This window comes from Streptomyces sp. bgisy027 (assembly GCF_057710365.1).
The window spans coordinates 99,083-120,493 of the sequence record NZ_JBYIVZ010000014.1 but is presented as its reverse complement, the minus strand read 5'-3'; the positions used below and the strand labels follow the sequence as shown (position 1 = coordinate 120,493).

At 71.5% G+C, this 21,411-nt stretch carries 19 protein-coding genes; 6 read left to right on the top strand and 13 right to left on the bottom strand.

Annotation, left to right across the window (positions count from 1 at the left end):
- Positions 1-141: 141 nt before the first annotated feature.
- Positions 142-807 carry a TetR/AcrR family transcriptional regulator gene (locus AC3ETA_RS16750; RefSeq protein ID WP_432193675.1) on the bottom strand — a complete coding sequence of 222 codons (666 nt, stop codon included), beginning with the start codon at positions 805-807 and terminating at the stop codon, positions 142-144.
- Between the two features lie 171 nt (positions 808-978).
- Between AC3ETA_RS16750 and AC3ETA_RS16745 the strand changes: the two genes are divergently transcribed.
- Positions 979-1,866 (top strand): shikimate dehydrogenase, encoded by an 888-nt coding sequence (locus tag AC3ETA_RS16745; RefSeq protein ID WP_432193674.1) that lies wholly within the window; start codon positions 979-981, stop codon positions 1,864-1,866.
- Between the two features lie 124 nt (positions 1,867-1,990).
- Positions 1,991-3,784, top strand: coding sequence for a bifunctional sugar phosphate isomerase/epimerase/4-hydroxyphenylpyruvate dioxygenase family protein (locus tag AC3ETA_RS16740; RefSeq protein ID WP_432193673.1), 1,794 nt, complete (start codon positions 1,991-1,993; stop codon positions 3,782-3,784).
- Here AC3ETA_RS16740 and AC3ETA_RS16735 read toward each other — a convergent pair.
- The 9 genes from AC3ETA_RS16735 to tkt are packed head-to-tail and all read right to left on the bottom strand — an operon-like array spanning position 3,771 to position 14,380.
- A complete protein-coding gene (locus AC3ETA_RS16735) occupies positions 3,771-5,237 on the bottom strand; it encodes a pentapeptide repeat-containing protein (protein ID WP_432193672.1) in 1,467 nt (488 codons plus the stop codon). The two genes, AC3ETA_RS16740 and AC3ETA_RS16735, sit on opposite strands and share 14 nt — an antisense overlap.
- Positions 5,238-5,290: 53 nt before the next feature.
- On the bottom strand, positions 5,291-5,461 hold the full coding sequence (locus AC3ETA_RS16730) for a hypothetical protein (protein WP_488187639.1): 171 nt from the start codon (positions 5,459-5,461) through the stop codon (positions 5,291-5,293).
- Entirely contained in the window at positions 5,443-6,063 is a 621-nt protein-coding gene (locus AC3ETA_RS16725) for a histidine phosphatase family protein (protein WP_432193671.1), read from the bottom strand. Before AC3ETA_RS16725 ends, AC3ETA_RS16730 begins: the two co-directional genes overlap by 19 nt.
- Before the next feature lie 6 nt (positions 6,064-6,069).
- A complete protein-coding gene (gene gnd / locus AC3ETA_RS16720) occupies positions 6,070-6,948 on the bottom strand; it encodes a phosphogluconate dehydrogenase (NAD(+)-dependent, decarboxylating) (RefSeq protein ID WP_432193727.1) in 879 nt (292 codons plus the stop codon).
- Between the two features lie 5 nt (positions 6,949-6,953).
- Positions 6,954-8,612, bottom strand: coding sequence for a glucose-6-phosphate isomerase (gene pgi, locus AC3ETA_RS16715; protein ID WP_432193726.1), 1,659 nt, complete (start codon positions 8,610-8,612; stop codon positions 6,954-6,956).
- Between the two features lie 4 nt (positions 8,613-8,616).
- The gene (gene opcA / locus AC3ETA_RS16710) at positions 8,617-9,552 is read right to left on the bottom strand and encodes a glucose-6-phosphate dehydrogenase assembly protein OpcA (RefSeq protein WP_432193670.1); all 936 of its coding nucleotides are present in this window, start codon (positions 9,550-9,552) and stop codon (positions 8,617-8,619) included.
- The gene (gene zwf, locus AC3ETA_RS16705) at positions 9,549-11,078 is read right to left on the bottom strand and encodes a glucose-6-phosphate dehydrogenase (RefSeq protein ID WP_432193669.1); all 1,530 of its coding nucleotides are present in this window, start codon (positions 11,076-11,078) and stop codon (positions 9,549-9,551) included. The genes opcA and zwf overlap by 4 nt, the downstream gene beginning before the upstream one ends.
- Positions 11,075-12,286 (bottom strand): transaldolase, encoded by a 1,212-nt coding sequence (tal, locus tag AC3ETA_RS16700; protein WP_432193668.1) that lies wholly within the window; start codon positions 12,284-12,286, stop codon positions 11,075-11,077. Before tal ends, zwf begins: the two co-directional genes overlap by 4 nt.
- Before the next feature lie 18 nt (positions 12,287-12,304).
- Positions 12,305-14,380 (bottom strand): transketolase, encoded by a 2,076-nt coding sequence (gene tkt / locus AC3ETA_RS16695; RefSeq protein WP_432193667.1) that lies wholly within the window; start codon positions 14,378-14,380, stop codon positions 12,305-12,307.
- A 186-nt stretch (positions 14,381-14,566) separates the two neighbouring features.
- Here tkt and AC3ETA_RS16690 point away from each other — a divergent pair, with 186 nt between their 5' ends.
- Positions 14,567-15,466: a helix-turn-helix domain-containing protein gene (locus AC3ETA_RS16690; RefSeq protein WP_432193666.1), complete on the top strand. Its 900-nt coding sequence runs from the start codon at positions 14,567-14,569 to the stop codon at positions 15,464-15,466.
- Positions 15,467-15,547: 81 nt separating this feature from the next.
- On the opposite strand, the gene AC3ETA_RS16685 is transcribed toward AC3ETA_RS16690, so the two are convergent.
- Together AC3ETA_RS16685 and AC3ETA_RS16680 are read right to left on the bottom strand one after the other, a co-directional pair.
- The gene (locus AC3ETA_RS16685; RefSeq protein WP_432193665.1) at positions 15,548-16,804 is read right to left on the bottom strand and encodes an MFS transporter; all 1,257 of its coding nucleotides are present in this window, start codon (positions 16,802-16,804) and stop codon (positions 15,548-15,550) included.
- Positions 16,801-18,201 carry an MBL fold metallo-hydrolase gene (locus tag AC3ETA_RS16680; RefSeq protein WP_432193664.1) on the bottom strand — a complete coding sequence of 467 codons (1,401 nt, stop codon included), beginning with the start codon at positions 18,199-18,201 and terminating at the stop codon, positions 16,801-16,803. The genes AC3ETA_RS16685 and AC3ETA_RS16680 overlap by 4 nt, the downstream gene beginning before the upstream one ends.
- Positions 18,202-18,246: 45 nt before the next feature.
- Here AC3ETA_RS16680 and AC3ETA_RS16675 point away from each other — a divergent pair, with 45 nt between their 5' ends.
- A complete protein-coding gene (locus AC3ETA_RS16675) occupies positions 18,247-18,909 on the top strand; it encodes an ArsR/SmtB family transcription factor (protein WP_432193663.1) in 663 nt (220 codons plus the stop codon).
- A 49-nt stretch (positions 18,910-18,958) separates the two neighbouring features.
- The gene (locus tag AC3ETA_RS16670) at positions 18,959-19,390 is read left to right on the top strand and encodes a GerW family sporulation protein (RefSeq protein WP_432193662.1); all 432 of its coding nucleotides are present in this window, start codon (positions 18,959-18,961) and stop codon (positions 19,388-19,390) included.
- A gap of 136 nt (positions 19,391-19,526) precedes the next feature.
- Here the strand turns inward: AC3ETA_RS16670 and AC3ETA_RS16665 are convergent, their stop codons facing one another.
- Entirely contained in the window at positions 19,527-20,921 is a 1,395-nt protein-coding gene (locus AC3ETA_RS16665) for a glycoside hydrolase family 16 protein (protein ID WP_432193661.1), read from the bottom strand.
- Between the two features lie 201 nt (positions 20,922-21,122).
- On the opposite strand from AC3ETA_RS16665, the gene AC3ETA_RS16660 reads away from it, so the two are divergent.
- A complete protein-coding gene (locus AC3ETA_RS16660; RefSeq protein ID WP_432193660.1) occupies positions 21,123-21,410 on the top strand; it encodes a DUF1905 domain-containing protein in 288 nt (95 codons plus the stop codon).
- Position 21,411 lies beyond the last annotated feature (1 nt).

Here is a 21,411-nt window from a genome sequence, read left to right as displayed (position 1 = left end):
GGCCGCGCCGGGAGCTACCCGGCTAATTAACCCACTGGATAGTTAGTAGCGGATGGCTAGGGATGTTGCGCCGACGTTTCCCGGGTGTCAAGAGGTCATGCCGAAGGATCTTGTGGTGCGGGGCGCCCGGAGCGGACCCGGTCAGCCCTCGGCGCGCGGTGCCGTCAGATAGGCGATGACCATGTCGCCGAGCATCGTGCGGTAGTACTCGCGCCGGGCCGGATCCACCAGGTCGCGGCCGAACAGGGCGCCGAAGGTGTGCCGGTTGGAGACCCGGAAGAAGCAGTAGGAGCTGATCATCGCGTGCAGGTCGACCGCGTCCACGTCGGCCGTGAACAGGCCGGACTCCTGCCCCGACTCCAGGATCCGGCGGATCACGTCCAGGGCCGGCGAGCCGATCCTGCCGAGCTTCTCGGAGGCGGCGATGTGCTCGGCCCCGTGAATGTTCTCGATGCTGACCAGGCGGATGAAGTCGGGGTGCTGCTCATGGTGGTCGAAGGTCAGCTCGGCCAGCCGGCGGATGGCGGCGACCGGGTCCAGATGCTCGACGTCGAGCTGCTGCTCGGCCTCCCGGATCACGCCGTACGCCCGCTCCAGCACGGCCGTGAACAGCTGCTCCTTGCCGCCGAAGTAGTAGTAGATCATCCGCTTCGTGGTGCGGGTGCGGGCGGCGATCTCGTCCACGCGGGCCCCGTCGTAGCCGGCGCGGGCGAACTCCCGCGTCGCGACGTCGAGGATCTCGGCCTGGGTGCGGGCGGCGTCGCGGATCCGCCCGTTGCTGCGTGCCGGCTCTTCGACGCTGGTCATCGGCTTCCTTCGGCCAGGGGTGGGCGCCGTCCGGTGGCCCACCCGCGTGCCGGTGATTGTAGAAGCCCGCCCGCTCCGCGTGTCGGGACAGGTCTTCACAAGCTCCGGCATCTCCTGCTATGACTAACTCACTAGTTCGTACATTAGTGAGCCGTTCAGGAGGTCCCACCGGTGGCCAAGGACACCAAGGACTCGTATCTCGTCGGGCTGATCGGCTCCGGCATCGGCCCCTCGCTCAGCCCGGCGCTGCACGAGCGCGAGGCCGCCCGTCAGGGCCTGCGTTATCTGTACCGGCTCATCGACATCGACACGCTCGGCGTCCCGCCCGAGGCGGTGGGCGACCTGCTGCGGGCCGCCCGCGACCTGGGCTTCGACGGGCTCAACATCACCCACCCCTGCAAGCAGCTCGTCATCGGGCACCTGGACGCGCTCGCCCCGCAGGCCGAGGCGCTGGGCGCGGTCAACACCGTCGTCTTCGAGGACGGCCGGGCCGTCGGCCACAACACGGACGTCACCGGCTTCGCCGCGTCCTTCGCGCGCGGGCTGCCCGACGTACCGCTGGAGCGGGTCGTGCAGCTGGGTGCCGGGGGCGCGGGCGCTGCCGTCGCCCACGCCATGCTGACCCTCGGCGCCGAGCGGGTCACCGTCGTCGACGCGCTGAGCGAACGGGCCGCGGATCTCGCCGGGGCGCTGAACCGGCACTTCGGCGCGGGCCGCGCTGCAGCGGCGGCGCCGGACCGGCTGGCGCGGCTGCTCGGTGCGGCGGACGGCGTCGTGCACGCCACGCCCACCGGCATGGCCGCCCACCCGGGGCTGCCCTTCGCCGCCGAGCTGCTGCACCCCGGGTTGTGGGTTGCCGAGGTGGTCTACCGGCCGCTGGAGACGGAGCTGCTGCGCACCGCCCGTGCGGTCGGCTGCGTGGCGCTGGACGGGGGCGGGATGGCCGTGTTCCAGGCCGCGGACGCGTTTCGGCTGTTCACCGGGCGTGCGCCGGACGCCGTGCGCATGCTCGCGGACATCGCGGAGTTGGCCGGGGCGGCGGAGAGCTCGGTGGGGTGAGGCGGTGCGACGTCTGCGGGCCGTCCGTGGCCGGTCGCGCCCACGCGGCGGAGCCGCACATCGATACAGCCTCGCGCCCCCCCAAAGGCGGGCGTGGTAGCAGGGCGTGTTTGAAGGAGCAGGTATGCGTACGTCCATCGCCACCGTATCCCTCAGCGGATCCCTCACCGAGAAGCTCACGGCCGCCTCGCGCGCCGGGTTCGACGGCGTCGAGATCTTCGAGAACGATCTCCTCGCGAGCCCTCTCAGCCCCGAGGAGGTCCGTGCCCACTGTGCCGACCTGGGGCTGAGCGTCGATCTCTACCAGCCGATGCGGGACATCGAGGCCGTGCCCGCCGAGGAGTTCGCGCGCAACCTGCGGCGTGCCCGGCACAAGTTCGAGCTGATGCGCCGGCTCGGGGCCGACACGGTCCTCGTCTGCTCCAGCGTCCATCCGCTCGCCGTGGACGACGACGCGCTCGCCGCCCACCACTTGAGCCAACTCGCCGATCTGGCCCAGGAGTTCGGCATCCGGGTGGCCTACGAGGCGCTCGCCTGGGGCCGGCACGTCAACACCTACGGCCACGCCTGGCGCATCGTCGAGGCGGCCGACCACCCCTCGCTCGGCACCTGCCTGGACAGTTTCCACATCCTCTCCCGCGGCTGCGACCCCAGGGCAATCGCGGACATCCCCGGCGAGAAGATCTTCTTCCTCCAGCTCGCCGACGCGCCGCTGCTCGCGATGGACGTCCTCCAGTGGAGCCGCCACTACCGCTGCTTCCCCGGGCAGGGCGGCTTCGACCTCGCCGGACTCGTCCGCAACGTCCTGCACACCGGCTACGACGGCCCGCTCTCCCTGGAGGTCTTCAACGACGTCTTCCGCCAGGCCGAGGCCGGCCCGACCGCCGTGGACGCCCACCGCTCGCTGCTCGTGCTGCAGGAGACGGTCGGCATCGCGACCCCGCCCGCGCCCGTCGTCCCCACCGGCGTCGCCTTCGCCGAACTCCTCACGCCCGACGCCGAACCGGTCGCCGCCGTGCTCGGTGCCCTCGGCTTCGCCCGCACCGCACGTCATCGCACCAAGCCGGTCGGCCTCTGGCAGCAGGGCGAGGCCCGCATCCTGGTCAACACCTCGGGCGCCGCCCGCCGTACCGGCACCGGCCTCGCCGCGATCGGCCTCGAATCACCCGACCCGGCCGGCGCCGCCCGCCGCGCCGAGGCCCTGCTGGCCCCCGTACTGCCCCGCCGCCGGGCCGCCGAGGACGCCCCGCTCGACGCGGTCGCGGCACCCGACGGCACGGAGCTGTTCTTCTGCGCCACGGACCGGCCCGGACTTCCCAACTGGCGGGCCGACTTCACCGACGAGACCGGCGGGTCCTGCGCCACCGGCGTCCACCGCATCGACCACCTCGCCCTCACCCAGCCCTGGCACCACTTCGACGAGGCGGCCCTCTTCCACCGCAGCGTCCTGGGCCTGCACGCACAGGAGAGCGTGGACGTCGCCGACCCGTACGGCCTGATGCGCAGCCGCGCCGTCACCAACGCCGACGGCAGCGTCCGTATCGCCCTGGGCGTCGGCGCGGCGCCCACGGACGACACCGTGCACGCGGCGCACATCGCCCTGGCCACGGACGACGTCGTCGCCGCGGCCCGCCGCTTCCGGGAGGCGGGCGGCCGGCTCCTGCCGATCCCCGCCAACTACCACGACGACCTGGCGGCTCGGCACGAGTTCGCCGACGGCGAGCTGGAGACGTACCGCGAGCTGGGCATCCTCTACGACCGTGACGCGCACGGCGAGTTCCGGCACTGCTACACCATGACCGTCGGCCGTGTCTTCTTCGAGCTGGTGCAGCGGGACGGCTACCGGGGCTACGGGGCGCAGAACGCCCCGGTGCGGCTGGCCGCGCAGCACACCGCCCGTGCGCTCATTGGCGGCTGACGGTGCGGGTCACACCGGCGATGACCGTGGTCGCCAGGATCCAGCCGAGCAGGACCAGGGCGTACGCCAGGGCCTGTTGCGGGCCCTGTGGGGCGAACGCCGGTTCCTGGCCGAAGGAGATCACCGGCAGCAGCAGGTCCAGCGTGTAGAAGACGGGGTTGAAGTGCGGTGCCTCGTCCGCTTTCAGGGCCGGAGGCTGATGCAGCGCGAACGCCACCGAGCCGACAGCGAGCAGGGACAGCAGCCAGCCCAGCGCCCGCATCGGCCGGAAACCGTAGCCGACGGTGGCGTCCTGGACATGGCCCCACAGCCGGCCGTACCGGGGCAGCGTGGTGCGGTGCCGGCGCTGTTTGGCGAGCTGCACGAGCCGGGCGGCGTGGTCGTCGCCGGTGCGGCGGTAGGCGGCGGTCAACTGCTCGTACCCGTGCGGGTCGAAGGTGTCCTCGTCCCGTTCCAGCATGGGCAGCCGCTGCTCCGGCGGCACGTGCGGGGTCAGCGAGGTGTAGGTGAGGTCGAGGAGGCGGACCTGGTCCGGGAGCATCTCCGGTGCCAGGTTCAGGTGCTCTATCTGGGAGCGCCGCAGATTGAGCATGCCCTCCATCCGAGGGCCCCGGCGCAGCCACACCTCACCGATGACACAGCTGCTCGCGCGCATCGCGGTACCGCCGGGGTTGGACAGCCGGCTGTGCAGCAGGTCGAGCCGGCCGGGAACGCGTGCGCCGCGCAGGTCGATACGGCCGTGCGCGCTCAGCCGTCTGCCGAGGACGTTGGCGCCCACCTCCATGGCCTCGGCGCTCAGGACGAACTCGCCGGGATGCCTCAACTCGGCGCCCTCCAGCCGGAGCGAGCCGCTGACCGTGGCGCCGTTGAGCCGGACCTCGCCGCGCGTGCGCAGCCGCGACGCGCACAGGTCCTCGCCGACGGTCACCTGATGGAGCTGGAGGACCGGGTCCTCCGTCCCCTCGGGCGCGGTGATCTCGGCATCCTCCAGATACAGCGCCCCCGCGATCTGTGCCCCGCCGAGCCGCACCGGCCCACGGAACCGGCACTTGGCCAGCCGCAGCCCGCCGTCGACCCGGATCCGCGCCCCCGCCAGACCGGGCAGGTCGGACCCGGACAGATTGAGGTACTTCAGCTGGGCGCCGGAGAGGTCCGGGACGTCGTCGAACCGGCAGTGACTCAGGCGCGCGACGCTCTCGACGGTCGCGTACCGCAGATCCAGCACACCGGTGATCCGCGCGCCCGCGACCTTGAGCGCGGCGACCTCGCCGCCGACGACCGGGCCGTCGAGCAGCAGTGCCCGCAGCACCGTGGCGCGCAGGGTCCGTTGCGGCTCCGAGCCGGCACCGTCGGCCGCGCTCTCGTCCTGCGCCGCGCCGAAGTCGACGGCCTCACCCTTGGGAAAGGCATGCCACACCCGCAGCTCGGCCGGCGTCAGATCGTTGATCTCCATCAGCCGGGACTCTGACGCCGGCCGCCGAGCCTGTCAACTCACCGCCCACCGGGTCAGCAAGGACCGTCGGACGGCCGCACCGGCCGCCACGGCGCGAACGCGCTCGCCGCGCGCGGCGGCGGCGCCGCGGCCGGCTCCGGGCGGTGCCGCTGGATCACGGAGTTCACGCCGCCCCGCTCCACCCGGTCGATGCCCGGCGGCGTGTTCAGGACCTGGTGTTCCACTCCGCGATCACCGGTCGGCCGTGATCGGTCGACAGCCGGCTGACCGTGCCTGTGGCCAGCTGGAACAGCCGCCCGTCCGCCGGGGCGAGCCCCAGCCCGCGGGCCGTGACGACCCGTAGGAAGTGGCCGTGCGCCACGAGGACCACATCGCCGTCCGGCAGCGCCGCCGCGACCCGGGCGAGCACCCGGTCGGCCCGCGCCCCGACCTCGGCCGGTGACTCACCGGGGTGGTCGGCCGGGCCGGGGGCCACGCCGTCGGTCCACAGGCACCAGTCGGGACGGGTGCGGTGGATGTCGACGGTGGTGACACCTTCGTAGCCGCCGTAGTCCCACTTGTGGAGGTCGGGGTCGGGTACGGCGCCGGCCACGCCCGCCAGTTCCGCGGTGCGGACCGCGCGGATCAGCGGGCTGGTGAGCGCCAGGGCGAAGGTCCGGCCGGACAGGAGCGGGGCGAGGGACTTGGCCTGTTCCTCGCCCTCCTGGGTGAGGGGCAGGTCGGTGAAGCTCGTGTGCTGTCCCGACCTGCTCCACTCCGTCTGACCGGTGGGGGCACCTCCCACGCCCTCAAGGCAGTGGGGGAGGACCAGAAGGAGATCCCCCACGGCTCGCTACTCCTTCGACTCGACCGCGTGCCCGCCGAACTGGTTGCGCAGCGCCGCGATCATCTTCATCTGCGGGGAGTCGTCCTGCCGGGAGGCGAACCGGGCGAACAGGGACGCCGTGATCGCGGGCAGCGGCACGGCGTGGTCGATGGCCGCCTCGACGGTCCACCGGCCCTCGCCGGAGTCCTGCGCGAAGCCCTTCAGCTTCTTCAGGTGCTCGTCCTCGTCGAGGGCGTTCACCGCGAGGTCCAGCAGCCAGGAGCGGATGACCGTGCCCTGCTGCCAGGAACGGAACACCTCACGGACGTTGTCCACCGAGTTGGCCTTCTCCAGCAGCTCCCAGCCCTCGGCGTAGGCCTGCATCATGGCGTACTCGATGCCGTTGTGGACCATCTTCGAGAAGTGCCCGGCACCGACCCGGCCCGCGTGGACATAGCCGTACGGCCCTTCCGGCTTGAGCGCCTCGAAGATCGGCTCCAGCCGCTCCACGTGCTCCTTGGCGCCGCCGACCATCAGCGCGTAGCCGTTCTCCAGGCCCCACACGCCGCCGGAGACGCCCGCGTCGACGAAACCGATGCCCTTGATGCCGAGCTCGGCGGCGTGCTTCTCGTCGTCCGTCCAGCGGGAGTTGCCGCCGTCGACCACCGTGTCGCCCGGGGACAGCAGGTCCTTGAGCTCGTCGACGACGCCCTGCGTGGCGGTGCCGGCCGGGACCATCACCCACACCGTGCGCGGCGCGTCGAGCTGCTCGACCAGTTCTTCGAGGCTCTTGACGTCGGAGACCTCGGGGTTGCGGTCGTAGCCGACGACGGTGTGGCCGGCGCGGCGGATCCGCTCGCGCATGTTGCCGCCCATCTTGCCGAGACCGATGAGGCCCAACTGCATGGCTGTCATGTCAGATTCACTTCCTTGAGTTCACGGTAGGCGGCCACGAGGGCGGCGGTGGAGGCATCGAGACCGGGCACGTCGGCGCCCTCGGTGAGGGCGGGCTCGACCCGCTTGGCGAGGACCTTGCCGAGCTCCACGCCCCACTGGTCGAAGGAGTCGATGTTCCACACCGCGCCCTGCACGAAGACCTTGTGCTCGTAGAGGGCGATCAGCTGGCCGAGGACCGACGGGGTCAGCTCACGGGCGAGGATCGTGGTCGTGGGGTGGTTGCCGAGGAAGGTGCGGTGCGCAACCTGCGCCTCGGGCACGCCCTCCGCGCGGACCTCGTCGGCGGTCTTGCCGAAGGCCAGCGCCTGGCCCTGCGCGAACAGGTTCGCCATCAACAGGTCGTGCTGCGCCCCCAGTTCGTCGCTCAGCTCGGCGACCGGGCGGGCGAAGCCGATCAGGTCGGCCGGGATCAGCCGGGTGCCCTGGTGGATCAGCTGGTAGTAGGCGTGCTGCCCGTTGGTGCCGGGCGTGCCCCACACCACCGGACCGGTCTCCCAGCCCACGACGTGCCCGTCCCGGTCCACCGACTTGCCGTTGGACTCCATGTCCAGCTGCTGGAGGTAGGCCGTGAACTTCGACAGGTAGTGGCTGTACGGCAGCACCGCATGGGACTCGGCGCCGAAGAGGTTGCCGTACCAGATGCCCAGCAGGCCCATGATCATCGGCGCGTTGCCCTCGGCGGGCGCGTTCCTGAAGTGCTCGTCGACGGTGTGGAAGCCGTCGAGCATCGCCCGGAACTGCGCCGGGCCGATGGCGATCATCAGGGACAGGCCGATCGCCGAGTCGTAGGAGTAGCGGCCGCCGACCCAGTCCCAGAACTCGAACATGTTCTCCGGGTCGATGCCGAACTCGGTGACCTTGCCGGCGTTGGTCGACAGCGCCACGAAGTGCCGGGCGACCGCCTTTTCCTCGCCGCCGAGCCCCGCCAGCAGCCACGAGCGGGCCGAGGTGGCGTTGGTGATCGTCTCGATCGTGGTGAACGTCTTCGACGCCACGATGAACAGCGTCTCGGCCGGGTCCAGGTCCCGCACCGCCTCGTGCAGGTCGGCACCGTCGACGTTGGAGACGAACCGGAACGTCAGCTCCCGTGCCGTGAACGGGCGGAGCGCCTCGTACGCCATGGCGGGGCCGAGGTCGGAGCCGCCGATGCCGATGTTGACGACGTTCCTGATCCGCCTGCCGGTGTACCCGGTCCAGGCGCCGGAACGGACGCGCTCGGCGAAGCCGCTCATCTTGTCGAGCACGGCGTGCACCTCGGGCACGACGTTCTCGCCGTCCACCTCGATCACCGCGTCCCGCGGCGCCCGCAGCGCGGTGTGCAGCACCGCACGGTCCTCGGTGACGTTGATCTTCTCGCCGCGGAACATGGCGTCGCGCAGCCCCGACACATCGGTGGCTACGGCCAGTTCGTGCAGCAGGGCGAGCGTCTCGTCGTTGATCAGGTGCTTGGAGTAGTCGATGCGCAGATCGCCCACGCGCACGACGTACCGCTCGGCGCGGGACGGGTCGGCGGCGAACAGCTCACGCAGCTGCGGGCGCCGCATCGCCTCGGCGTGATGGTCCTGCAGGGCCGCCCACTCGGGACGGCGGTCGAGCCTCGGGGAACCGGACAGCGAGTCAGACATGGGTGGACGTCTCCTTGCCGGCCTCGCCCCGCAGGGCGATGGCGTACATCTCGTCGGCGTCGAGGCGCCTGAGCTCCTCGGCGATGAGTTCGGAGGTGGTGCGGACCTTCAGCGCGAGGGTGCGCGAGGGCTGGTCCGGCAGGGACAGGGTGGCCAGCGGACCCTCGGGGCGGTCGATGACGATCTCGCCGTTCTCGGTGCCCAGGCGCACGCCCGTGACGACCGGACCGGCGGTCACGACCCGCTCGGCGCTGACGTGCAGCCGGGCCTCCAGCCAGCGCGCCAGCAGCTCGGCGGCCGGGTTGTCGGCCTCGGCCTCCACGACCGCCGAGACGATCGGCACCCGCGCCTGGTCCAGGGCCGCGGCGAGCATCGACCGCCACGGGGTGAGCCGGGTCCAGGCGAGGTCGGTGTCGCCGGGCGCGTAGGAGCGGGCCCGGACCTCCAGGTCCGGCAGCGGGGTCTCGGTGGCGTACAGGTCGGTGATCCGGCGCTGGGCCAGCGCGCCCAGCGGGTCCTTCGACGGGTTCTGAGGCGCGTCCACCGGCCACCACACCACGACCGGCGCGTCCGGCAGCAGCAGCGGCAGCACCACGGAGTCGGCGTGGTCGGACACCTCGCCGTACATCCGCAGGATCACCGTCTCGCCGGTGCCGGCGTCGGCGCCCACCCGGACCTCAGCGTCGAGGTGGGAGCGGGTGCGGTCGCGCGGGGTGCGGGCGTGCCGCTTGATGACGACCAGGGTGCGCGCCGGGTGCTCGTGCGACGCCTCCTCGGCCGCCTTGATCGAGTCGTAGGCGTTCTCCTCGTCCGTGACGATGACCATCGTCAGGACCATGCCCACGGCCGGCGTGCCGATCGCGCGGCGGCCCTGCACCAGCGCCTTGTTGATCTTGCTTGCCGTGGTGTCGCTCAGGTCGATCTTCATGGCCTGCGCCAGCTCCGTCCGTCTCGTGCGAGCATCTCGTCGGCTTCCTCGGGTCCCCAGCTCCCGGACGCGTACCGCGCCGGCCTGCCGTGTGTGTCCCAGTACTCCTCGATCGGGTCGAGGATCTTCCAGGACTCTTCCACTTCCTGGTGACGGGGGAACAAATTGGCGTCCCCGAGCAGGACGTCCAGGATGAGCCGCTCGTAGGCCTCCGGGCTCGACTCCGTGAAGGACTCGCCGTAGGCGAAGTCCATCGTCACGTCCCGGATCTCCATCGAGGTGCCCGGCACCTTGGAGCCGAAGCGCACCGTCATGCCCTCGTCCGGCTGGACCCGGATGACGACGGCGTTCTGGCCGAGCTCCTCGGTGGCGGTGGAGTCGAAGGGCGAGTGCGGAGCCCGCTGGAAGACGACCGCGATCTCCGTCACCCGCCGCCCGAGCCGCTTGCCGGTGCGCAGGTAGAACGGCACGCCCGCCCAGCGCCGGTTGTCGACGTTCAGCCGGACGGCCGCGTAGGTGTCGGTCTTCGAGCCCGGGTCGATGCCGTCCTCGTCGAGGTACCCGAGCACCTTCTCGCCGCCCTGCCAGGCCGCCGCGTACTGCCCGCGCACGGTGTGCCGGCCGAGGTCCGCCGGCAGCTTGACGGCCCTGAGCACCTTCAGCTTCTCGGTGAGCAGCGACGGGGCGTCGAACGCGGCCGGCTCCTCCATGGCGGTGAGCGCCATCAGCTGGAGCAGGTGGTTCTGGATGACGTCACGGGCCGAGCCGATGCCGTCGTAGTACCCGGCCCGGCCGCCGATGCCGATGTCCTCGGCCATCGTGATCTGCACGTGGTCGACGTACGACCGGTTCCAGATCGGCTCGAACATCTGGTTCGCGAACCGCAGTGCCAGGATGTTCTGGACGGTCTCCTTGCCGAGGTAGTGGTCGATCCGGAAGACCTGCTCCGGGTCGAACACGTCGTGCACGATCGCGTTCAGCTCCTGGGCGCTCGCGAGGTCCCGGCCGAACGGCTTCTCGATGACCGCCCGCCGCCAGGACCCCTCGGGGGCGTCCGCCAGACCGTGCTTCTTGAGCTGCTGCACGACCTTCGGGAAGAACTTCGGCGGTACGGAGAGGTAGAAGGCGTAGTTGCCGCTGGTGCCGCGCGCCTTGTCCAGCTCCTGAACGGTCTGGCGCAGCCGGTCGAACGCCGTGTCGTCGTCGAAGTCACCGGGGATGAACCGCATGCCCTCGGACAGCTGCTGCCACACCTCCTCACGGAACTCGGTGCGGGCGTGCTCGCGCACGGAGTCGTGCACGATCTGCGCGAAGTCCTCGTCCTCCCAGTCCCGGCGGGCGAACCCGACCAGGGAGAAGCCCGGCGGCAGCATGCCGCGGTTGGCCAGGTCGTACACGGCCGGCATCAGCTTCTTGCGGGACAGGTCACCCGTGACCCCGAAGATCACGAGCCCGGACGGGCCCGCGATACGGGGGAGACGGCGGTCCCGGGCGTCGCGGAGGGGATTGTCCCAGTCGGAGGTCATTCTGCGTCAGCTCCCTTGCTGCCGAGCGACTTCTTCACGGCGTCCAACAGGTCCTGCCACGCCACCTCGAACTTGGCGACGGCCTCGTGCTCCAACCGGGTGACGACCTCGTCGTAGGAGATCCCGAGCGCCTCCACGGCGGCGAGGTCGGCGCGGGCCTGGGCGTAGCCGCCCGTCACGGTGTCGCCGGTGATCTCGCCGTGGTCGGCGGTGGCGTTCAGCGTTGCCTCGGGCATCGTGTTCACGGTGCCGGGCGCGACGAGTCGGTCCACGTACAGGGTGTCCTTGTAGGCGGGGTCCTTGACGCCCGTGGAGGCCCACAGCGGGCGCTGCTTGTTCGCCCCGGCCCCGGTCAGGGCCGTCCAGCGGGCTGCCGACCGTGCGGTGTCGTCGGCGGCGCCGAACACATCCTCGTACGCCTCGTAGGCGAGGCGCGCGTTGGCGAGCGCCGCGCGGCCCTTCAGCGCGAGGGCCCCGTCCGTGCCGATCGCCGTCAGCCGCTTGTCGATGTCGGCGTCGACGCGGGAGACGAAGAAGGAGGCCACGGAGTGGACGGCGGACAGGTCCAGGCCGTTGGCCGCGGCCTTCTCCAGACCGGCCAGGTAGGCGTCCATGACCTCGCGGTAGCGCTCCAGCGAGAAGATCAGCGTGACGTTGACGCTGATGCCGAGGCCGACGACCTCGGTGATCGCCGGCAGGCCCGCCCGGGTCGCCGGGATCTTGATCATGACGTTGGGGCGGTCGACCAGCCAGGCGAGTTGCCTGGCCTCGGCGACGGTCGCACGCGTGTCGTGGGCGAGCCGCGGGTCGACCTCGATGGAGACCCGGCCGTCGCGGCCGTCGGTGGCGTCGTACACGGGCCGCAGGATGTCGGCGGCGGCACGGACGTCGGCGGTGGTCATCATCCGCACGGCCTCGTCGACCGTGACGCCCCGCACCGCGAGGTCGGCGAGCTGCTCCTCGTAGCCTCCCCCACTCTCGGCTTCGCTCGAGCGGGGGGACCCCCACACCGTAGAGCCGATGGCGGCCTGGAAGATGGACGGGTTGGTGGTGACGCCCACGACGTTCTTGTCCGCGACGAGTTCGGCGAGGTTGCCGGACTCGATCCGCCCCCGCGACAGGTCGTCCAGCCAGATCGAGACGCCCTCGTCGGCGAGGCGCTTCAGCGTGCCCGCGGTCGCGGTTGCTTCGGTGGTCACAGTGATCATCCTCTTTCTGCGTTCAGGTCAACCGCGGGCGGCGGCAAGCGATTCCTTGGCGGCGGCGGCCACGTTCTCGGGGGTGAAGCCGTACTCGGCGAACAGGGTCCCGGCGTCGGCGGAGGCGCCGAAGTGCTCCAGGGAGACGATGCGTCCGGCGTCGCCCACGAACCGGTACCAGGTGAGCCCGATGCCCGCCTCGACGGCGACCCGCGCCTTCACGGCGGGCGGCAGGACGCTCTCGCGGTACTCGCGCGGCTGCTGCTCGAACCACTCCACGGACGGCATCGACACCACCCGGGTACCGATCCTCTCGGCCTCCAGCGCCTCGCGCGCGGCGACGGCGAGTTGGACCTCGGAGCCGGTCGCGACGAGAACGACGTCCGGGGTGCCGGTGGAGGACTCCTGGAGGACGTAACCGCCCTTGGCCGCATCGGAGTTGGGCGCGTACGTGGGTACACCCTGGCGGCTGAGCGCGAGGCCGTGCGGGGCCGGGTCGGTGGAGTGGCGGCGCAGGATCTCGGCCCAGACGACCGCGGTCTCATTGGCGTCCGCCGGGCGCACGACGTTCAGGCCCGGGATGGCACGCAGCGACGCCAGGTGCTCGACCGGCTGATGGGTCGGGCCGTCCTCGCCGAGGCCGACGGAGTCGTGTGTCCAGACGTACGTCACCGGCAGCTGCATGAGAGCCGACATGCGTACGGCGTTGCGCATGTAGTCGGAGAACACCAGGAAGGTGCCGCCGTAGATACGGGTGTTGCCGTGCAGGGCGATGCCGTTCATCGCCGCGGCCATCGAGAACTCACGGATGCCGAAGTGGACGGTGCGGCCGTAGGGGTCCGCCTCCGGCAGCGGGTTGCCCTTGGGCAGGAACGAACTCGACTTGTCGATGGTGGTGTTGTTGGAGCCGGCGAGGTCGGCCGAGCCGCCCCACAGCTCGGGAAGGACCGGGCCTAGCGCCTGGAGCACCTTGCCGGAGGCGGCGCGGGTCGCGACCGACTTGCCCTCCTCGAACACCGGGACCGAGGACTCCCAGCCCTCGGGCAGCTGACCGGCGACGATCCGGTCGAACAGGCGGGCCCGCCCGGGGTCCGCGGCGCGCCAGGCGCCGAACCGCTTGTCCCAGGCGGCGTGCGCCTCGGCGCCCCGGTCCAGGGCGCGGCGGGCGTGGGCGAGGACCTCGTCGGCCACCTCGAAGGACTTCTCGGGGTCGAAGCCCAGCAGGCGCTTGGTGGCGGCGATCTCGTCGTCGCCGAGGGCGGAGCCGTGGGAGGCCTCGGTGTTCTGCGCGTTCGGGGCGGGCCACGCGATGATCGTGCGCATCGCGATGATGGACGGCCGCCCGGTCTCGGCCCGCGCCGCCTTCAGCGCGGCGTACAGCGCGTGGACGTCGACGTCGCCGCCGAGCTCCGGTTCGATCCGCTGCACGTGCCAGCCGTACGCCTCGTAGCGCTTCAGCACGTCCTCGGAGAACGCGGTCGCGGTTCCGCCCTCGATGGAGATGTGGTTGTCGTCGTAGAGGAGGACCAGGTTGCCGAGCCTCTGGTGGCCGGCGAGCGAGGAGGCCTCGGCGGAGACGCCCTCCTCCAGGTCGCCGTCGGAGACGATCGCCCAGACGGTGTGGTCGAACGGGGACTCGCCCTCGGGCGCGTCCGGGTCGAACAGGCCGCGCTCGTAGCGGGCGGCCATCGCCATGCCGACGGCGTTGGCGACACCCTGCCCGAGCGGGCCGGTCGTCGTCTCGACCCCTGCCGTGTGGCCGTACTCGGGGTGACCCGGAGTCTTCGAGCCGTGCGTACGGAACGACTTGAGGTCGTCGAGCTCCAGCTCGTACCCGGCGAGGAAGAGCTGCGTGTAGAGGGTCAGCGAGGTGTGGCCGGGGGAGAGGACGAAGCGGTCGCGTCCGGTCCACTCGGGGTCGGCGGGATCGTGCCGCATCACCTTCTGAAAGATCGTGTACGCGGCGGGGGCGAGGCTCATCGCCGTGCCCGGGTGGCCGTTGCCGACCCGCTGTACGGCATCGGCCGCGAGAAGGCGGGCCGTGTCGACGGCACGCCGGTCGAGTTCGGTCCATTCGAAGCGGTCCGGGGTCTGCGTGCTCATCTTCAAGAAGTCCTCGATCGGAGCGAAGTAGCTGGTCCAACGCGTTCAAAAGTAAAAGTCTGACTTTTAGGAGGGAAGGTCGGCGTGTGTCACGCTGTGGTGAAAGTGGGACACCGCGAGGCGCGCCGCGCACGGCTGAGCGAGGGGCGCGCACGGGTGAGACGGTGCGAGACGGACATGGTGGAAATGGCGGATATCGCGGACGCGAGCGCTCAAGGCGGTGCCGGCATACGGACGTTTCCCTTCCCGGCCGATCTGAGCGTCCTCGGCGTCGGCATGCAGGTGGGCCGGATGGGCGCCGGCCGCACCTGGCACGCCACCGACGCACCGCTGGAGCGGGTGCACCGCATCGACTTCCACGTCGTGATGCTCTTCACCGGGGGACCCGTACGGCACATGATCGACTTCGCCGAGTACCAGGCGAACTCCGGCGACCTGCTGTGGATCCGCCCCGGCCAGGTGCACCGCTTCTCCGGGACCGACGACTACCGCGGCACCGTCCTGACCATGCAGCCGGGCTTCCTGCCCCGCGCCACGGTCGAGGCGACCGGCCTCTACCGCTACGACCTGCCGCCCCTGCTCCACCCCGGCCGGGCCCAGCTGCCCGCCCTGCGCTCGGCGCTGGCCCAGCTGCAACGCGAGTACGAGGACACCACGACCCTGCCGCTCAGCCTGCACACCGCGGTGCTGCGGCACTCACTGACGGCGTTCCTGCTGCGCCTCGCCCATCTCGCGGCGAGCTCGGCGGAGGCGGCACGCCACCAGGGCGACACGACGTTCACCCTCTTCCGGGACGCGGTGGAGCGGGGGTTCGCCACCAACCACAGCGTCAGCGCGTACGCCGACCAGCTCGGGTACTCACGCCGGACCCTGGTCCGTGCCGTCCGTGCCGCGACCGGTGAGACGCCCAAGGGGTTCATCGACAAGCGGGTGATCCTGGAGGCGAAACGACTGCTGGCCCACACGGACATGCCGATCGGGCGAGTGGGCGCGGCGGTGGGCTTTCCGGACGCCGCGAACTTCTCGAAGTTCTTCCACCAGCACACGGAGACGACGCCGGCGGGGTTCCGGGCGGAGCTTCGTTGACGGGCCGCGGTAGGTGGTGCCGGGCCGGGTTGTCCGGCGTGTGCGGGTGCGTCGTGGCTGGTCGCGCGGTTCCCCGTGCCCCTAGGGAGTTGGTGGGCGGGTTTCGTACATCCGTGCCGCCACGATCAGTCCCGAAGCTGCCGTCAGTGCCGCCACCGTCCAGATCGCCGTCGTCAACCCGTACGCGTCGGCCAGCACCCCCGCCAGCAGGGCCCCCACCGCGAAGCCCCCGTCGCGCCACAGCCGGTACACGCCGACCGCGCGGGCCCGCCAGGCCGGGTGGGCCACATCGCCGATGACCGCCAGCAGTGTCGGGTAGACCAGTGCCGTGCCAAGACCGAGAAGGACCTGCGCGGCGGCCCATACCGCGAACGTCGTCCCGTCGGCCACCAGCCCGATCGCGGCCGCCTGGAGCAACATCCCCGCCGTGATGAGACGTTTGCGGCCGATGTGGTCCGACCACCACCCCGTGACCAGTTGTCCCGCTCCCCACACCGCCGGATAGAGGGCCGCCAGGACGCCGATCTGTGCCACCGGCAGACCGTGCGCGGCGAACAGCAGGGGGAAGACGCCCCATGCGAGGGCGTCGTTGAGGTTGTTGACCATGCCCGCCTGGCTCGCCGCCGACAGGGCCCGGTCGCCGAAGCCGGTCCGGCGGACGATCTGCCCGGTCGTCAGCTCCCGTTCCGTCGCCGCCTGTACGGGATGCAGCGCGGCCTCGGCGCGGGCGTGCTCGCGCGTCTCGCGGACGGCGAACACCGACAGGCCGAGGGCCAGCACGAGATACGCGGCGCCCAGCAGGAACGGCTCGGGGCGCAGCCCGGCGCGCTCGGCGATCGCGCCCGTCGCCATCGCGGTCGCGGCCACCGCGCCGTACCCGGCGGCCTCGTTGAGGCCCATCGCCAGGCCGCGCCGCTCCGGACCGGCCAGGTCGATCTTCATGATGACCGTCGTGGACCAGGTCAGCCCCTGGTTGACGCCGAGCAGGACGTTCGCGGCGACGATCCAGCCCCACGACGGCCCCCACGCGAGCATCGCGGGCACGGGCAGCGCGATCAGCCATCCGGCGACCAGCACCGGCTTGCGGCCGTACCGGTCGGAGAGGGTGCCCGCGACGAAGTTGGTCACCGCCTTCGTCGAGCCGAAGGCCAGGATGTAGGTGAGGGCGGCGGTGTAGGCCGACAGGTGGAAGACGTCGTCGGCAAGCAGCGGCAGTACGGTGCGCTCCTGGCCGAGCATGCCGCCGACCAGGGCGTTGACGAGGACGAGCAGGCTGAACTGGGCCAGGTTGGCGCGCAGCCCGAGCCGTACGGCCCGGGCCTCGGTGTGCGTCGTCACGCGCCCTCCCGGAGCGGGCGCCCGGTGGCCGCGGCCCAGTCGTCGGGGCCGCCTGTGAGGACGGCGACGTCACGCCGGCCGCTCCGCTGAAGGACACTCGCCCCGGTCATCGCACGCTCCCCGTGGGCGCAGTGCACCACGGTGCTCTCCGGTGCCTCGTCCGTGCGGCCGGGGAGGTCGCCGAGTTCGATGCCGAGCGCGCCGGGGATGTGCCCGGCGTCCCATTCGGACCGCTGGCGCACGTCGAGGACCGCACGGTCGTCGATGCGGCCGGGCGGCACGAGCCCGACGGTCTCCCGCTCGCCGCCGTCGGCCGTCCAGACGTCCATGGTCAGCCGGCCGCACAGCCGCTCGTAACCGATCTTCAGGGCCTGGCCGGTGAGTTCGGCGAGATCCTGGCCGGGAGCCGTGACGAAGACGAGCGGCGTGTCCTCGGGCAGCAGCCAGCCGAGCCAGGTGGCGAACTGGTCGCGCAGATGGACGGAGAGCGCGCCCGGTATGTGCCCGGTGGCGAAGTCCCGCACCGAGCGTACGTCGACGACCTGCGCGCCCTCGCCCAGCAGTCGGCGTACCTCGGCCGGGGACAGCTCGGGCAGCGACGGCGTGCCGTCGAGGACCGCGGGGCCGCGCCGGTTGGCCTCCGCCAGACGGTCGAAGTAGGCGGGGTAGGACCCGAGGCCGTCCAGCAGCAGCCGTACGAAGGTGTCCTCGTCCGGCGCGGACAGCAGCGCGTTGGTCTGCTTCTCGGCACCGATGGTGGTCGTGCGCTCGGCGCCCGGCGGGGCGGAGCAGAAGGAGCCGGCGCCGTGCGTGGGCCACACCGGCGTCGGGTCGGGGAGCCGGGCCAGGCGGCGCAGGGAGCGGTACTGAGCACGCGTCAGCTCCTGAGCGCGGTCGGCGCCGAGCAGGTCGGTGCGGGCGGCCGAGCCCACGATCAGCGAGCCGCCGGTGAAGACCCCGAGCTCCCGTGTCCCGTCCAGGAGCAGGAAGGACAGGTGCTCGTCCGTGTGACCCGGCGTGGCCAGCGCGCGCAGGGTCAGCCCGCCCAGGTCCACCTCGTCCCCGTCGGACAGGGCCCGGTGCGCGAAGGCGCGGAGCCCGGCGGCGGAGGCCAGCACCGTGGCCCCGTCGTCGGCAGCGAGCTGGAGCGCGCCGGTGAGGAAGTCGGCGTGCAGATGGGTGTCCGCAGCGAAGGCCACCGTGAGCCCGCGCCGCCCGGCCTCGCCGCGCAGGGCGCGCAGATCGCGGGTCGCGTCCACGGCCAGGGCACGGCCGTCGCCCAGGTCGACGAGGTAGGCGCTGTTGCCGAGACCGCTGTCGACCAGCGGAATCAGATGATCGTCGGCGAAGCCCATCAGATCCTCCAGATGCCACGTTACGGGCCGGGTGGTCCCCACGCCCACCCTTCATTTACAATATTCCATGGATTTATGGAGGATGCCATGGGAGACGCAGTCCGCAAAGCCGCTCTGTACGACGCCTTCGCCCGCACCGGCAAGGCGCTGAGCAGTGGAAAACGCCTGGAACTGCTCGATCTGCTGGCGCAGGGCGAGCGCACCGTCGACGCCCTCGCCAAGGCCGCGGGCCTGAATCTGACGACCGCCTCGGCCCACCTCCAGACCCTCAGACAGGCCGGCCTGGTCGCCACCCGCCGTGACGGCGTGCGCATCCACTACCGTCTGGCCGGCGACGACGTCGCCGCCCTGTACGCCCTGCTCCGCCAGGTCGCCCGGACCCATCAGCCGGCCGTCGAACCCGCCCGCGCCGCCTACCTGGGAGCCGACGACACCAGGGCCGTCGACCGCGAGGAACTCCTCGCCCGCGCCGCGGCCGGCGTGATCGTCGTCCTGGACGTACGCCCGGCCGAGGAGTACGCGGCCGGGCACATCCCGGGCGCGCTGTCCATCCCCGTCGACCAACTCGCCGACCGCATCGCCGAGTTGCCCGCGCGCGCCGAGGTGGTCGCCTACTGCCGGGGCGCCTACTGCGTGCTGGCCCATGACGCCGTACGCCTCCTGCGTGAGCGCGGCCGCAGCGCCGTACGCCTCACGGACGGGATGCTGGAGTGGCGGCTCGCGGAACTCCCGGTCGAGACTGCGGCGTGAACCGGCGGGTTCCCTTGACAGGCGGACCCCATGTGCCTACGAAACCTCCATGACCGCCCACAAAGAAGACAAAGAAGACCCCACGTCCGCGCCTCCGCAGGATCAGGACGGCACGGCGACCCAAGCCTCCGTGACCCTTCTGGAACGCCTCGCCGAGCGGCTCGGCGGCCGCGCTTCGGTCGCCGCCGTCTACGGCGACCCCGTCACCGCCCACGGCATCACCGTCATCCCGGTCGCCAAGGTCGCCTACGGCTTCGGCGGCGGCACGGGACGCACGGTCGAGGGCGCCAAGGCCGGGGACGGCGGTGGCGGCGGAGGAGGCGTCGAGGTCAGGCCCCTCGGCTACATCGAGATCCGCGACGGCGTGACCGCTTACCGGCCCGTCCGGGACCCCTGGAAGGACGTCGTGCTCCCCCTGGCCGCCGTCGCTCTGGCCCTCACCCTCCCGAGGGCGGTCCGCGAGCTGCGGCGCCGCCGCTGAGACACATCGGTGCCCCGCGCCCCGCGCCCCGAGGGACGCGGGGCCGTATCGGATGTGCGGCTCCGCCGAGTGCGCGCGACCAGCCCGACAGACCCGCGGACGACGACGGCCTGCCGCGGCTCGACGCGCGCAGCGCTCAGCGGCCGAAGGTGAACCAGTTCACGTTCACGAAGTCCGCCGGCTGACCGCTGGTGAAGGTCAGATAGACGTCGTGCGTGCCGGTCACCCCGGTGATGTTCGCCGGGACCGTCCGCCACGACTGCCAGCCGCCCGTGTTGCCCACCGCGAAACTGCCGACGGGCGCGTTGCCGCGGCTGTCCAGGCGCACCTCGACCAGCCCGCTGACGCCGCTCGCCGCGCCGCTCGCCACCCGGCCGACGAACTGGCCGGCCGCCGAGGAACCGAAGTCGACACCCCGGTACAGCGCCCAGTCGCCGTTCGCGAGGGAGGCGATGTTCTGCCCGCCGCCCGAGTCGGACGTGGCCTCGGTGCCCACGCCGCCCTGGTTGTCGTAGGACTCGGCCTGGATGGCGCTGTAGGCGTCACGGCTGCCCGTCGGCGGCGGTGTGGTGCCGCTCCCGCTGGACAGCACCTGGACGTAGTCGACGACCATGGAGTGGCCCGGCTGCGTGCCGCTGTCCGGGCCGCCGCCGAAGGCGTCCGGGAAGCCGCCGCCCATCGCCACGTTGAGGATGACGAAGAAGCCGTGGTTCGTCGCGTTCGTCCATGTCGTCGCGTCGACCTGGTTGGCCCGTACGGTGTGGAAGTTGACGCCGTCGAGAGAGAAGCGGATCTCCTCGACGCCGGTGGAGCGGTCCCACTCCATCCGGTAGGTGTGGAAGCCGGCCTGGCAGGTCGTCCCCGAGCAGGTGGTGTTGCCGCCGATGCCGCTGGTCTCGTTGCAGGGGCCGCCCGGCGAGGTGCCGCAGTGCATGGTGGCGAACACCGTGTTCATCCCCTGGGTGTTCTCCATGATGTCCAGCTCGCCGACGGCGGGCCAGTTCCAGTAGTTGCCGCGGTACGGCCCGCCCAGCATCCAGAACGCCGGCCAGTAGCCCTTGGCCGCAGCTCCGGTCACGTTCGGCACCTGGATACGGGACTCGACGCGGAGCTTGCCGCCGGCCGGGGGCTGGAAGTCGGTGCGGTTGGTCTCGATACGCCCGGAGGTCCAGTTGCCGGACGCGTCCCGGCGGGGCGTGATGCGCAGATTGCCGTTGCCGTCGAGCGCGACGTTGTTCGTGCTGTTCGTCATCGTCTCGATCTCGCCGGTGCCCCAGTTCGCGGGGCCGCCGGGATAGCCCTTGCCGGTCGCGTACTGCCAGTTGGAGGTGTTCACGCCGGAGCCCGCGGCGCCTTCGAAGTCGTCCAGGAAGACCTGTGTCCAGCCCGATGGGGGCGTCGGCGCGGACGCCTCGGCCGACGGGACGGCGACAGTGGTCGCGGCCGCCACCAGGCCGAGCGTGCCGAGCACGGCCAGCCACGCGCGTCTTGGGGAGCGGGGTCTGCGGTGTATGCCGGAGGGGTCGCTCATGGGGGTGCTGCCTCTCGGTGTACGGAAGTGGGAGAGCGGGATGCCTTCGAGGGCGCTCAGGGGGATTGAGAGCGCTCTCAGAGTGCCGTCAATGTGCTCCCCGGTGCACTGGTCGTCAAGAGATGAAGCAGAGAAATCCCCTGCACCACAGGGAAGTTCACTCCGTGAAGGCGGTCGGATCCGGGAGCTAGTGTGAGGTTCATGGAACTTGCCTTCACCGGCCCGGTGTTCGAATGGCGTGGACCGGCGCCGTACTACTTCGTCCGGATTCCCGACGAGGAGTCCGCCGACATCCGCGACGTGGCCGCGATGGCCACCTACGGCTGGGGCGTGATCCCCGTCGAGGCCCGGGTCGGCGAGATCGTCTTCGAGACGTCCCTGTTTCCCAAGGACGGCGGCTACCTGCTGCCGCTGAAGAACGCGGTGCGGGGGCCGCAGGGGCTCGGGGCCGGCGACGAGGTGACCGTGAAGATGACGGTGCGCCTGTAGG